The organism is Actinosynnema sp. NPDC037264, from assembly GCF_055603705.1.
Genome location: NZ_JBVJVK010000006.1, coordinates 298324 through 311592 on the forward strand (window position 1 = coordinate 298324; position 13269 = coordinate 311592).

The 13269-nt window shown below is 70.1% G+C and carries 7 protein-coding genes and 1 tRNA gene; 3 read left to right on the forward strand and 5 right to left on the reverse strand.

Annotated elements, in window-relative coordinates:
• Nucleotides 1-192 precede the first annotated feature (192 nt).
• Entirely contained in the window at nucleotides 193-1647 is a 1455-nt protein-coding gene (locus tag ACZ7GX_RS10880) for a pentapeptide repeat-containing protein (protein WP_498775193.1), read from the reverse strand.
• A 196-nt stretch (nucleotides 1648-1843) separates the two neighbouring features.
• On the opposite strand from ACZ7GX_RS10880, the gene ACZ7GX_RS10885 reads away from it, so the two are divergent.
• Nucleotides 1844-1917: transfer RNA gene (locus ACZ7GX_RS10885), tRNA-Arg, on the forward strand.
• Between the two features lie 61 nt (nucleotides 1918-1978).
• On the opposite strand, the gene ACZ7GX_RS10890 is transcribed toward ACZ7GX_RS10885, so the two are convergent.
• The 4 genes from ACZ7GX_RS10890 to ACZ7GX_RS10905 all read right to left on the reverse strand — a co-directional run bounded on the left by ACZ7GX_RS10890 (nucleotide 1979) and on the right by ACZ7GX_RS10905 (nucleotide 10999).
• Entirely contained in the window at nucleotides 1979-2923 is a 945-nt protein-coding gene (locus ACZ7GX_RS10890; protein ID WP_498775195.1) for an acyltransferase domain-containing protein, read from the reverse strand.
• Between the two features lie 87 nt (nucleotides 2924-3010).
• Nucleotides 3011-5428 carry an OmpL47-type beta-barrel domain-containing protein gene (locus tag ACZ7GX_RS10895; RefSeq protein WP_498775197.1) on the reverse strand — a complete coding sequence of 806 codons (2418 nt, stop codon included), beginning with the start codon at nucleotides 5426-5428 and terminating at the stop codon, nucleotides 3011-3013.
• A 5-nt stretch (nucleotides 5429-5433) separates the two neighbouring features.
• A complete protein-coding gene (locus tag ACZ7GX_RS10900) occupies nucleotides 5434-9780 on the reverse strand; it encodes an alpha-L-arabinofuranosidase family protein (protein ID WP_498775199.1) in 4347 nt (1448 codons plus the stop codon).
• A 352-nt stretch (nucleotides 9781-10132) separates the two neighbouring features.
• Nucleotides 10133-10999: a helix-turn-helix transcriptional regulator gene (locus ACZ7GX_RS10905; protein WP_498775201.1), complete on the reverse strand. Its 867-nt coding sequence runs from the start codon at nucleotides 10997-10999 to the stop codon at nucleotides 10133-10135.
• Between the two features lie 99 nt (nucleotides 11000-11098).
• Between ACZ7GX_RS10905 and ACZ7GX_RS10910 the strand changes: the two genes are divergently transcribed.
• Together ACZ7GX_RS10910 and ACZ7GX_RS10915 are read left to right on the forward strand one after the other, a co-directional pair.
• On the forward strand, nucleotides 11099-11869 hold the full coding sequence (locus tag ACZ7GX_RS10910) for an NAD(P)H-dependent oxidoreductase (protein WP_498775203.1): 771 nt from the start codon (nucleotides 11099-11101) through the stop codon (nucleotides 11867-11869).
• 71 nt (nucleotides 11870-11940) lie between these two features.
• Nucleotides 11941-13116 (forward strand): polysaccharide lyase family 7 protein, encoded by a 1176-nt coding sequence (locus ACZ7GX_RS10915; RefSeq protein ID WP_498775205.1) that lies wholly within the window; start codon nucleotides 11941-11943, stop codon nucleotides 13114-13116.
• The last annotated feature ends 153 nt before the right edge of the window (nucleotides 13117-13269 follow it).

The window sequence follows — 13269 nt, forward strand, 5'->3', positions numbered from 1 at the left end:
CATCCGTCTTGCAGCAGAGGCACACTCGGCAAATCAGCCATCTTACGACTCAAAGGTCGTGTTCCGTGAGCAATATTCGTCGTTCCTGTGCGATGGCGTCCCACACAAAGCCGACCAGGCTTGCCGACAGGAACGGACTGAGGATCAGTTCCCGACGGACGTAGAGGCCGAGTCGTCAGCATGACTTACTCCTCATTCATCATTCAAAAGGCGGTGCCAGGCTCCCCCTAAAACTTCAACGGTCACAGGCTCGGGCGAGAACCGCCATCCGGGCGGCAATGGACGGATTTCGGCCGATTCCATGGGCAGGAGTCGACGGAACGCCACCTCATCGAACCGAGTGGTCGCAGAGAATTTATCTTCATTGAACAGAACATCACTGGCGAATACTGCATGGTTGAACCAGGCATCCTCCACGAACATCGCCCCATTGAACATGGCGTCCTCGTTGAACCTCGTTTCAGTGAACCATGCTCGATCGGTGAAGACGGCCGAGGTAAACCAGGCATCGTCCTCGAAATTTACTTCGTCGAACCATGCCGATTTGACGAACGTGGCGCCGGAAAACCAGGAGTCTTTTGCAAATTTCGCCCCACTGAACCAGGCATCTCCGGCGAACGTCGCCCGGCTGAATTTAGCCTCATCAGTAAACCTGGTTCCACTGAACCAAGCAATGGTGGCGAATTTTGCGTCACTGAAACCAGTAACTCCAGTGAATCTCGTCCCGTTGAACCCGGCGTGCCCGATAAAGTTGGCCCGGTTGAACGTCGCGTCGCGTAGCAAGCCGCCGGTCATACTCCAGTCGATCAATACCGCGGCAGTCAGGTCAAGATCGATATCTGCCCAGAAAGTTGCGGCCGGACGGTCGAGATCATCTCCAGAAATCAGGTGAGAGGTGATGATTCGTTGGGCGGTCAGCCGGACCTCACGCTCTTGGACTCTCTCGCGATGTTCGTTGCGGACTGCCCGATCAGAGTCGAGGGCGGGTGAGTCGCCGGGGAGGTCGAACGGGGCGCGAAGGTAGGCGCAAAGTACGTTGATCACTGTCTGACGCAGGGCGGGATTGTCGGGGTGATCCTGAACAAGCCGTTCCAAGGCGTACATGCCGCCGTGACGTACCGGGGCCCTGTCTGACCCGAGTTGTTCCACCGACTTCGCGTACAAGTCGGTGATCCGGCGCGCTTCGGTGTCGCGTTCGGTCGTGGCTGCGACGCGTTCGGCGTGTTGGCGGGTGTGCTCGGCGATCTCGCGTTGGAGTTCGTAGGCGCGTGCGACGTCGGCTTGGTCTCGTTCCTTCTGCACCAGTCCGATCTCTGTGGCGTGTTGGCGTCGCCAGCCCAGGTACAACGCAAAGATCCCGCCTCCACCCACCCCGATGCTCAACCCGGTGCGTAGTGCGTTGAACCGCGCGTTCACCAACTCTGCACCGGACAGTCCTGCAGTTCCCGCCCACCACAGCACAACTACCAGGCCGATCGTCGCTGTAGCGATCAAGGCCGCCACGGTTGCGATCACCTTGCGCGGCATCGGCTCCACCGGCGTGCGTGGCGTGGATACCGTGGGCAACGGCACGGGCAAGTGGTTGGCGGACTGCTCACCGAGTGCCGGACGAGGGGGCGGCGCGGGAGCTGGGAGGTCCTCGGGCATGTACGGATCATCGTCGGTGGACCTGGCTATGTTCCGCAGGCACGTCAGTCGGCCCGGACGGCCCGCCGTGGGTGAAGTCCCGCGCTTCCCAGACCCGCGCGGCTCGCGCACAGCTACACGGTTCTCAGCCCTGCGGGTAAAAGTACAGGCCAAAGTCGCGCTCAAGAAAGATCAAATCGCTATTTCTACTGGTAGAGCGCTCGGGGCAGCCGGTGATCGCACCCGCCCTCCGGAGGCCGGTGCACAGGTTCGAATCCTGTCGGGGCACCAACGAAAAGGCCCTTGACGAGCGCGAAGCCGGTCAAGGGCCTTAGTCGTCTGTCCGAACGGGCTAGAGCGGGAAGCGGCCGCGGCGCCATTGCCAGTGATGACCGGCCTTCAGGTGGTCGACGATGGCGCGTTGCAGGGCGGTGCGGCGGGGTAGTTGGTCCAGTGGGGTGGTCAGGGTTCGGAATGCGAAGCGCAGCACTTCGACGTCGGCGTCGAGGCCTTCCGGCTCCTCGTAGGGCTCCAGGTCGAACCTCCGCTGGAACCGGACGATGTTGGAGTCCTCCGGCAGGTACTCGCGCAGCTGCGGGTCGAGCAGCCACGAGCCGCAGGCGAAGGCGGTGAAGTGCTCGTCGGGGAAGTGGCGCGGGAAGAAGGCGCGGGCCTCGTCGAGCGACTCGTCGACCGCCTCCGGGGTCAGCGGCCCCGACTCGGGGACGTGCAGGTCGACGGCGCCGTCGCCGCGCTGGTGCTGCAGCCGGCCCAGCTCGTAGACGCTGCCGCGCGCGTGCAGCGTCAGCCAGCTCTGCATGACCGGCCAGCCCTCGCCGCGCATCCGCCGGTCGATCGCGAGGTTCCGGCCCAGGTCGGCGAGGGTTGCCCACGAGACGGCGTCGGCGATGCCGTGGTCGCGGTGGTACCCCCGGACGACGCCGGTCAGGGCCAGGTACGCGTACGCGTAGAGGTGCCGCCAGGCGGGGCCGCGGTCGCGCGGCAGCTCCGGGCCGGGCGGGAGCCAGCCGTGGCCGCCGAGGTCGGCGCGGACCAGGGCGATCGAGCGGTCGAGGAGCCAGCGCAGCTCCGGGGTCCACAGTGGAGAGCCGGGGTCGGGCCAGCCGGCCATGATCTCGGCGGCGTCGTCCGGCCGCACCGCGAGGCGGTCGAGGATGGCGGGCGCGTCGGCCTTGGCGGGCAGCGGAGCCGACGGCAGGTCGCCGGCGAGCCGGTGCACGCGATCGACGTCCTCGACGGCGACCCCGAGTCGGGCGGCGGTGTCGTCCAGGTCCACGTGGCCGATCCTAGCGACCGGTCGGGTCCGCGGACATGGAGAAGCGGTCGTCCCGGTGGATTCCGGGACGACCGCTTCGACGAACACCTAGCGCTTGTTGACCTTCAGGACGACGGTCGTGGTGGACGTGGTGTGGTTGGCGTCGCCGTCGTAGACGACGGTCAGCTGCCAGCGACCCGTGCCGAGGGCGGCCGTGTCGATGGCGACGGTGGCGCGGCCGTTCACCAGGGTGGCACGGCCGACTTCCAGGTCACCGCCCGAGATGATGCGGACGACCCCCGTCGGGGTGTGCGGGCCGCCCTCGACCTCGACCCGGGCGGAGGCGTCGCCGCCCGGCTTGACCGCGTCCCGGTTGAGGGTGGCGGTCGTGGTGCTCGCGTCGAGGGTCTCCCGCGGCACGGAGATCGTGTTGACCTGCTCGACGTGGCCGGCCTGGTCGACGGCCCGGTACCGCACCGTCGCGGCGACGTCGCCGAACGGCAGCGGCGAGGTGTACGTCGTCCACGCCGAGTCGCCGACCTGGTACTCGACCCGTGCGACGCCGGAGGTGTCGTCCGCGGCCACGATGATCACGGAACGGGCCGTGCCGTTCCACGAAGCACGGCTGACCGGCGCCTGCGTGTCGACGTGGACCTCCCGGGTCACCGGGCTGGACACGTTCCCGGTGACGTCGGTCGCCCTCGCCTGCACGGTGTGCCTGCCGTCGGTCAGCGTCACCACGTCGGTGGTCCGCCAGCCGCCGTCCACCGCGAGCTCGACCGACTGCACGCCGGTCTCGTCGGCGGCCGTGGCCTTCACCTCGACCGGGACGGTGAACCAGTCGCCGGTCGGCGAGGCGGGCGTCGTGCTCAACGACACCGTCGGGTCCAGGCGGTCGGTCACGATCACCGTCACCACCGGGCGGAGCGCCTGGCCCACCAACGCGCCCTCGACCTGGAACGAACCCCACGACCCGTACCGCGCCGGGTCCACGTCGGCCCAGTCGACCGCGGTCGCCCGGGTCGAGCCGTCCGCGTAGGTCACGTCCACAGTGGACGGCAGCACGGGGGCGACGCCCTCACGGGTGCGCACCGACACCGACGCGACCGACTCGGCCAGCAGGTTCGGCTGCATCGCCGCGCGCAGCACGTCCAGCTCGGCCTGGCTGATCGGGATGACCGTGCCGTGCCGCGGGCTGCGCGGCAGCGCCGAGCCCGGGACCGACGTCCAGACACCGGAGGCGATGTCGTCGGTCCGGAACGCCAGGTACCCCTGACCGCCGTGGTAGCTCGGCTGGTCGATCAGCATGTGCCAGCGCCCCGGCACCACGTTGTCGCGGAACACCGTCGGGCCCTCGCCGCCGGTGAACGTCCCGCCCCACGGGTTGGGCTGGCCGACGCCGATGCGCTCGCGGACCAGGGACCACGGCGAGGACGTCGTGGTCGGCAGCGCCCCGGTCACCGTGGCCAGCAGGTCGGTCGACTTCTCCTGCCGGACCGTCATGGACGCCTCGTCCTTGATGAACCGGTAGAACGTGTCGCCGTCGCGCACCACGGTCGCGTCGATCATGCCCAGACCGGTGCCCCGCTTGACGTCCACCCACGGCTTCGCCTCGCTGAACGTGCGGAAGTCGCGCGTGGTCGCGTACATCATCCGGTTGTAGGAGGTCCGGAAGTCGCGGGAGGTGACGTCGGTCGTCGGGTACAGGTTCGACGCCCAGTAGACGACGTAGTCGCCCGACGCCTCGTCGTAGAACGCCTCGGGCGCCCAGGTGTTGCCCGCGAAGTCCGACGACACCTTGATCATCCGCTGCTCCGACCAGTGCACCAGGTCGGTGGACTCCCACACCACCAGGTGCTTGCTGCCGGACTCCTGCGCCTCGCTGAAGTTGTTGCCGCCGTAGATCTTCAGGTCGGTCGCCAGCAGGAAGAACTTGTCGCCCTCGTGCGACCGGATGAGGAACGGGTCGCGCAGGCCCTTCTCACCCATGGTCGAGGTGAGCACGGGACGGCCGTTGTTCAGCTCGTCCCACGACAACGGGTCGTTGCCCTTCGACGCGGCGAAGTAGATCTTCTCGCCGTCGTCGGTGCTCTCGCCGACGAAGTACGGGAAGAAGTACGCCTCGTGGGCCGCCGGGGCGGGCAGCGGGAGCACGGTGACCGGGATCGTGCGGGTCGCCGTGCCGCCGTTGAGCGTGGCGGTGACGGTCAGGTCCACCGTCACCGGCTCGCTGCCCTGCGCCGGCCGGGTGACCTCACCCGTGCCGGTCACGACGCTCTCGTTGCCCGAGCGCCACGCCAGCGCCGCGCCATGGGCGCCGGTCAGGGGCAGGGTGAGGTTCCCCCGGACGCCGTCGGCGTCGGTCAGCACGACGGCGTCGACCGCCGCCTGCGCCGTCTCCTCCACCGCGTACGAGGCCGTCCGGCCCGGTTCGGCCGCGTGGGCGGTCGTGGCGGTGAGCCCGCCCGCCAGGAGCGCGGCGCCCAGCAGCGCGAGGGTGGTCCGCTTCCGCAGTGCGATCTTCATCCCGTTCACCCTCTCCGCGGCTTGGTGATCCGCACGACCACGCTGGTCTGCGATGGGCTGTGCCCGCCGTCGCCGGCGTACCGCACGACGAGGGTGTGGTCACCGACGCTCAGGCCGCTGGTGTCGAGCGACACCGTGGCGGTCCCGTTGGTCAAGGTCGCTGATGCCAGGGGCACGGACGACTCCAGGATTCGGATCTCGCCGGACGGCGTCGTGCCGCCGGAGGTGCCGACCTTCACGGTCAGCGGGATGACCGCGCCCCGCTCGGCCTTCGGCTTCGACGGCGTCACGGTGGTCGTGGTCGACTTCAGCTGCGCCTGCTTCGCGGGCACCACGACGGTGCCGGGCTCCTCGACGTTGCCCAGCCGGTCGACCGCGCGGAACAGCACCGCGGTCTCGGCGTCGCCGACCACGACCGGAGCCGTGTACGGCTGCCAGTCGGCCGTGCCGATCCGGGTCTCGATCCGGTCGACACCGACCCCGGAGTCCGCCGCGCGGACCGTCACGGTGCGCGCGGCGGCGTCCACGGTGGCGTTGGAGACCGGAGCGACGCCGTCGATGCCGAACGTCACCGGGCGGACCGCGCCGACGTTGCCCGCCGCGTCCACGGCGCGCACCTCCACGGTGTGCCGGCCGTCGCCGCTGACCTGGACCTTCGCGTCGGCGTGCGTGAGCCACGCGCCGCCGTCGACGCGGAACTCGATCCGGTCGAGCCGGCGGTCGTCGGTGGCGGTCGCCGACACGGTGACCGGGTCGCCGTACCAGCCGTTGGCGGTCGTGCCGTGCAGCGTCACGTCGTCGACGACGGGGGCGACGGCGTCGGTGGTGTGCATCCGCAGGAACGTGATCGACTGAGCGGGGAAGTCGTAGCCGAAGTCGTTCGACAGCCCGCCGATCTGCCGGGTCGTGGGCACCACGTTGGTCGGGTCGGCCTTGGTGTTGGTGTCACCCGGCGCGCCCGTCATCTGGGTGACCTCGCCGTCGGGCAGCACGCCCGCGTCCGAGACCTTGACCCGCGTGCGGACGGTCTCGTCGGAGGTGTTGACCACCTTGGCCACGATGTCGCCGCTCGCCTCGTCCCGCGTGACGACCTGGAACAGCTTCTCGTCGGCGCCGGACTCGTAGGTCATCTGCAGCTCGCCGTTGAGGTACAGCGAGATCGTGTTGCCCGCGACGACGACCTTCACGCGGTACGTCGCGTTGGTGGCCACGCTGTGGCCCTCGACCGACTTGACCTCGACCGCGCTGCCGCCCGACGCCTTCTGCAGCACCGAGCGGGTGTTGTTCCAGCCGCCGAGGTTCCACCAGTAGAAGTCGTTGGTGGCCTTGGCGCCGAACCCGATGAGGAAGCCCTCGGCGCCGGCGGTCTTCTTGGCGTCGAGCTCCAGGGTGTAGTTCGTCCAGCCCTTCGCGTACGCGTCGTCGATGATGCTGCGCGCGTCCGTGGTCGTGGTGGACGACTGCACGTACTGGCCGTTGGTGACGCCCCAGCTGCCCGCGACCGGGTTCCACTGGTCGCCGTTGGCGAAGTCGTCGGAGAACAGCGTCTCGCCGTTGGCGTTCGAGGTGACCTTGACGTTGTCGTAGGCCGCCGCGGTGTTCCAGGTGGACAGGAAGATGCCGCCCTTGACGACCGACTGGTTGACCGAGCCGGTGAAGGTGCTCGGCACGACCTCGTCGCCGACGTTGTTGCCGAACATCTTCTGCACCTCCCAGTTGGGGGTGTTCCAGGACTCGTCGTTGTCGAACCAGATCGCGTCCGGGTTCCACTGCACGTACGACTCGTTGGACAGCAGCGGCGCGTAGGACGCCAGCCGGACCACGTCGGCGTTGCGCTGCAGGCCCGTCATGTACGACGCCTCGACCAGGGCGTTGCGGAAGGTGTTGCCACGCGAGGCGTACTCGCCCAGGAACACCTTGGGGCCGTTGCGGTCGTAGCTGTCGTAGCGGTGGTGGTTGAGCAGGAACCAGTCCGGGTCGTTGTAGTAGTGCTCGTCGACCATGTCGACGTTCTGGCGGCGGTTGTAGTCCCACAGGGTGTCGAACCGCGCGCCCGCGTCGTCCGGGCCGGAGTTGGAGATGATGGTGATCTCCGGGTGCCGCGCCTCGATGGCGTCCCGGAAGGCCGGGAAGTTCGCCTCGAACGTGGTGGTGTTCTCCTCGTTGCCCAGGCCGATCATCTCCAGCCCGAACGGCTCCGGGTGGCCGAGCGCGGCCCGCTTGGCGCCCCACTCGGTGGTGACGTCGCCGTTGGCGAACTCGATCAGGTCGAGGGTGTCGTCGACCCAGCGGGCGATCATCGCCGGGTCCTTCATCTCGGGGATGGTGCTGCCGCAGCCGTTGGCGCCCACCGACACCACGGGCAGCGGCTCGGCGCCGAGGTCCTCGGCGAACTTGAAGTACTCCAGGTAGCCGATGCCGTAGGACTGGTTGTAGCCCCAGAAGTTCCAGTTGGTCGGGCGTTCCTCGACCGCGCCGATGGTCTCCTTCCACTGGTAGGTGCGGCGCCGGTCGGTGTAGCCGCTCTCCTCGTAGGTGCGGAACGTGCCGACGTTGGTGACGCAGCCGCCGGGGAAGCGCAGGAACGTCGGCTTCATCGCGGCGACCTTCTCGGCCAGGTCCTTGCGCAGGACCGACTTGCCGTTCACCGGGCCGACCCAGCGGTCCTGCGGCATCAGCGAGATCATGTCGAGGCCGACCACCGAGGCCGCGCCCGCCGTGACGACCAGCCTGGCCGCGTCGGTGGTGGCGGTGCCGGTGAGCGTCACCGGGTACTGCTTCCAGGTGTCCGAACCGTCGACGGCCACGGAGCCCTCGGCGTAGGTGACGGCTCCGTCGGCGCTGACGAGCCGGATCGCGAGGTCCTGCGCGGTCGTGGTCCGCGCCCAGACCGAGGCGTCGTACGTCGCGCCCGCCTTGACCGCGAAGCCGCGGTTGTAGCCGAGGTTGCGCAGGCCGTCGCCGGGACCGTCGGCGACCAGCCGGAAGTGGTTGCGGTTCAGCGCGTTGAGCCGGGTGTCGTCGTCGACGACGAGCGCCTGCGGGGCCGTGCCGCCGCCGTTGACCACCTCCCAGCCGGTCATGCCGGTGAAGCTGCCGTTGTCCGAGGAGTTGAACTCGAACGACCGGTTGCGCACCAGCTCGGCGTACAGGCCGCCGTCGGCGGCGTAGTTGATGTCCTCGTAGAAGATGCCGAACATCGTGTCGCTGATCTGCGCGGCGGACGCGTCGCCGTCGATCGCCAGCTCCGCGTCGGACGTGCTGACCTGGGCGAGCTTGAAGCGGACGGCGGAGGCCTTGGCGCCGAACACCAGCGGGCCCGTGCCGCCCGCGTAGCCGGTGCCCTCGGCGTCGCGCAGGAAGAGCTCGCCGCCCGCGGCGTCGGTCAGCCGCACGGGCGTGGCCGCGCCGCCGGTCTGGCCGAGCGCGAGGCGGCCGTCGGTGACGACGACCGGGCGGTCGCCCTCGGCGGTGCGCAGGTGGACCGTGCCGTCGGCCTGGGCGGCCGCGGTGAAGACCAGGGCGGACAGCGGCGGCTCGGGCGAGAGGGCCAGACCGGCGCCGGTCTCGACCAGGTGGGCGCCGCCGGCGTCCTTGATCGAGAACGTGCCGCCGGGCTGGACGTCGCGGCCCGCGGCCGCGGTGACCCGGAAGTCGTCGAACGCGGCGGCGAGCGTCGTGCCGTCCAGCGCGCCGAAGGCGTAGACGCCGACCTGGGTCGTCTGGAACCCGGCGGTGACCGCCGAGGCGTCCACCCACGTCCCGGAGGCGTCCTTGTACCGGGTGGTGATGGTGTCGCCGACCCGCTGCAGCTGCAACGTCTCGCCGGTCGAGCCCGGCCGGTCGACGAACCGCTCGGCGCGGAAGACCGCGGCGGTCTCGACGTCGTTCTCGATCGCGATCCCGGACGGGGCCAGGGCGCCCACGAAGGTCAGGCCCGAGCGGACGTAGTTGTCCATGTCCCGCCAGGCGATCAGCCCGGCACCCTGGTAGGTCTTGGCGACCTGGGCGCGCACGGTCACCTCGGCGGTGAAGTCGCCCGCCGGGATGTCGACCATGAACACGTTCCGCGCCGTGTTGACCGCCTGGTAGGTGTCACCGGTCTGGCCGGTGACCCGCAGGGATCCGTCGCGGAGGGACCAGCCGGCCGGGTCCTCGTTGACGACCTCCCACTCCGGGCGGAGCGTCGTCGAGGCGAAGTCGTCGGTCCACGTCTCTCCTTCGACCGCCCCCGCGCTGGGGGCGGTCACCGCGGAGAGCGCGACCCCGAGGGACACCGGCAGAGCCGCGGCCACCAGGGCGCTGATCCACCGTCGGCCGGGTCTCGCGACCGACCGCTGCGCTGTCGTCATGAGGGGTGCTCCACTCTGAGTTCCACCGCCGTAGGAAAAAGCCAGCGTTGCCACCGGGGAGTGTGAGCGTTAACAGAGACGACCGTCAAGAGATCGCGCACAGCGATCTACACGGCCATGTGCCGCGCGAGTGGCATGAGTGAGCGTTCACAAGCATGACCGGAGGTGCCGGCGGTGGCGGCTTGCGCGGTCCTGGCCACGCTCGGTGACGCGGAGGCCGGGGTCAGGCCGGCGAGGTGACCTGGAAGTCGTCGCTCGCCACGGTCCGGCCGTCCGGGCGGGCGTGGACCGGGGTTCAGGCTGACGTGCCGACCTGGGCGGAGCCGCACCCCCGGCGCGGCCCGAGGTCGGGTCACACCGCGGCGGCCAGGTGGGCGAGCGCGGCGGATTCGTCGGTGCCCTCCTCGGCGCTGAAGACGTGCACGAGGAGGCCGGTCTCGCCGGAGGTGGCGGGCACGTGGAGGGTCTCGTAGTCCAGCGTGAGGATTCCCGCCTCGGGGTGACGGAGGCGCTTGCGTCCGGCGCCGCAGACCACCACCTCGCCACTGGCCCAGATCCGGCGGAAGTCGGGGCTGCGGGCGGACAGGTCGGTGATCAGCGCGGCCAGGTCGCCGTCGTCCGGGTAGCGGCCCGCGGCGACCCGGAGTTGGCCGACGGCCTCCGCGGCCCGGGCGTCCCAGTCCGGGTGGAGGGCACGCGAGGCCGGGTCCAGGAACAGGTACCTCGCGTTGTTGCGGTCGCGGCGGGCGGGGTCGGCCAGGCCGCCGAACAGCTCGCTGCCCAGGCCGTTCCACGCGACCACGTCGAGGCGGTGGTTCGTCACGAACGCCGGGAAGTCGCCCACCGCGGCCACGATCCGCCCCAGCAACGGGCTGACGCGGGCGCTGGGCGCGGCGCCGTGCCTGGCTTCGACGAGGGTGGTCAGGTGCGCGCGCTCGGCCGCGTCGAGGCCGAGCGCCCGGGCCAGCGAGTCCAGCACCTCGGGTGACGGCTGGGTGGCACGGCCCTGTTCCAGGCGCACGTAGTAGTCCACGCTGATGCCCGCCAGCTGGGCCAGCTCCTCGCGGCGCAGGCCGCGGACCCGTCGCCGACGGCCGCCGGCCAGGCCGACGTGCTCCGGGGCGACACGTGCCCGACGGGCGCGCAGGAACGCGCCCAGCGCGCGCCGCGCGTCACCGATCCCCTCGACGCCCCCGGTGCGGTCGTCCACGCCGTCCATGCCTCCCAGTATTCCCTGGCCCTGGCGGTACCAGGATCGCCGGACCGCCGGATGGACCGGGTGCTGGCTGCCGCGCCGCGGACCGGCGACCGTAGCGGCATGAGCACGAAGAAGATCCTCGTCGTCAGCGCGCACCCGGAACCGCGGTCGCTCACCGGGGCGCTGACCTCCTTCGCGGTCGAGCACCTGCTCGCGGCCGGTCACGAGGTGCGGGTGTCCGACCTCTACGCGATGAAGTGGAAGTCGACCGTGGACGCCGACGACGTCCCGGACCACACCGGTGACGGGCCGCTGGACGTGCTGGCCGAGCACGAGCGGGCCACGCTGGCGGGTCGGCTGACGCCCGACGTCGCGGCCGAGCAGGAGAAGCTGCGCTGGTCGGACGCCGTCGTCCTGCAGTTCCCCATGTGGTGGTTCTCCCTGCCCGCGATCCTCAAGGGCTGGGTCGACCGGGTCTTCACCAACGGTTTCGCGCACGGCCCGGCGGTCCCACCGCCCTACACCGAGGGCGCCGCGCTGGGCGGACGGCGCGCGCTGCTGTCGGTGACGATCGGCGCCCGTGCGTCGGCGTTCACCGACCGGGGCGTCCACGGCGCGCTGGCGGACGTCCTCTTCCCGATCCAGCACGGCGTGCTGTGGTTCACCGGCATGACACCGCTCGAACCGTTCGCGGTCTACGGCACGGTGGACCTGCCGGCGGAGGCGTACGCGGCGGCGCGGCGGGAGTACGGGCGTCGGCTGGACGGGCTCTTCACCGACGAACCGGTCCCGTTCCGGCCGCTCGTCGGCGACTACGGCCGCGACATGCGGCTGCTGCCGGGCGCGGAGGCGCCGGGGACGACCGGGCTCGACCTCCACCGCCGGCCGTGAGACCGCCGGGATCGGTGGCAGGAAGGCGACAAGGGCCGTCCGGTCGGGATCCCGGTCAGCACGATGGCCACATGGGACGAGTTCTTGGACTGTTGGCCGCCGGCACGGTGGCGGCCGGTGCGTTGGTCGGGGTGGCGCCGGGGTCGGTGGCCGCGGCGTGCGACTTCCCGGCCCAGGTGTTGGACCTGCGCGACTGGAAGATCCAGCTGCCGATCGGCGGGGAGGAGGATCCGGACGAGGTCAAGCAGCCCGCGCTGGCGAACTACCGCGTCGACCCCTGGTTCGTGGCCGACGCCGGGTGCGCCGGGGTGCGGTTCCGGGCGGCGGTGAACGGGGTCACCACCAGCGGGTCGAAGTACCCCCGGTCCGAGTTGCGGGAGATGGACGGGACGCGGAACGCGGCCTGGTCGTCCACGTCCGGGACGCACGTGATGACCGTCGACCAGACCGTCACGCGGTTGCCGAACGACAAGCCGCACCTGGTCGTCGGCCAGATCCACGGCGGTGACGACGACATCTCCGTGTTCCGGGTCGAGGGCAGCAAGCTCTACGTCACCAACGGCGACGACGCGCACTACAAGCTGGTGACCGACGACTTCCGGCTGAACACGCGGTTCCAGGTCAAGTTCGTGGTGTCCGGCGGCAAGATCAACGCCTTCTACAACGGCGCGCCGGCGGCGACGTTGAGCGCCTCCTTCAGCACGGGCTACTTCAAGGCGGGCGCCTACACGCAGGCCAACTGCGGCAACTCCAGCCCGTGCGGCGCGAGCAACTACGGCGAGACGATCATCCACAAGGTGACGTTGGGCGACAGCGGCACGCCCCAGCCCGATCCGCAGCCCGAGCCACCGACCGGCACGCCGCTGCCGGTCTCGGCGGTCACCGCGAGCGGGCACGACGGGAACGTGCCGGGCAACACCCTCGACGGCGACCCGACCACCCGGTGGTCGGACGAGGGCGACGGCGTGTGGATCCGGTACGACCTCGGTTCGGCCCGCGCGGTCGGCTCGGTGGAGGTGGCCTGGCACAAGGGTGACACCCGGCGGCACGACTTCCGGATCCAGACCTCGGCCGACGGGACCGCGTGGACCGACCGGTTCGCCGGCTCCAGCTCGGGCACGACGCTCCGGCCCGAGACCTACGACCTCCCCGACACCTCGGCCCGCTACGTGCGGGTCGTCGGCTACGGCAACACCGGCAACGACTGGACGAGCATCACGGAGACCTCGATCCACCCGGCGGCCTGACCCGTTCCGGGCGAACGACGAACAGCTCCGGGCGAACGGCCACGTGGCCGGGCGGGGGGCACCCCCGGCCAGGGGAGGTCGCGCTCCAGCGTCCTTCTTTCGCCCTGGGGGTTTGAGGGGGTTTTTGTTCCGGGTTGGGAAAGTGCAGAAAAT

Excerpts from the sequence above, each read along its gene's own strand:
- ACZ7GX_RS10880 (WP_498775193.1), bottom strand. The coding sequence starts at position 1,647 with ATGCCCGAGGACCTCCCAGCTCCCGCGCCGCCCCCTCGTCCGGCACTC.
- ACZ7GX_RS10895 (WP_498775197.1), bottom strand. The coding sequence starts at position 5,428 with ATGAAGATCGCACTGCGGAAGCGGACCACCCTCGCGCTGCTGGGCGCC.
- ACZ7GX_RS10905 (WP_498775201.1), bottom strand. The coding sequence starts at position 10,999 with ATGGACGGCGTGGACGACCGCACCGGGGGCGTCGAGGGGATCGGTGAC.
- ACZ7GX_RS10915 (WP_498775205.1), top strand. The coding sequence starts at position 11,941 with ATGGGACGAGTTCTTGGACTGTTGGCCGCCGGCACGGTGGCGGCCGGT.
- ACZ7GX_RS10910 (WP_498775203.1), top strand. The coding sequence starts at position 11,099 with ATGAGCACGAAGAAGATCCTCGTCGTCAGCGCGCACCCGGAACCGCGG.
- ACZ7GX_RS10900 (WP_498775199.1), bottom strand. The coding sequence starts at position 9,780 with ATGACGACAGCGCAGCGGTCGGTCGCGAGACCCGGCCGACGGTGGATC.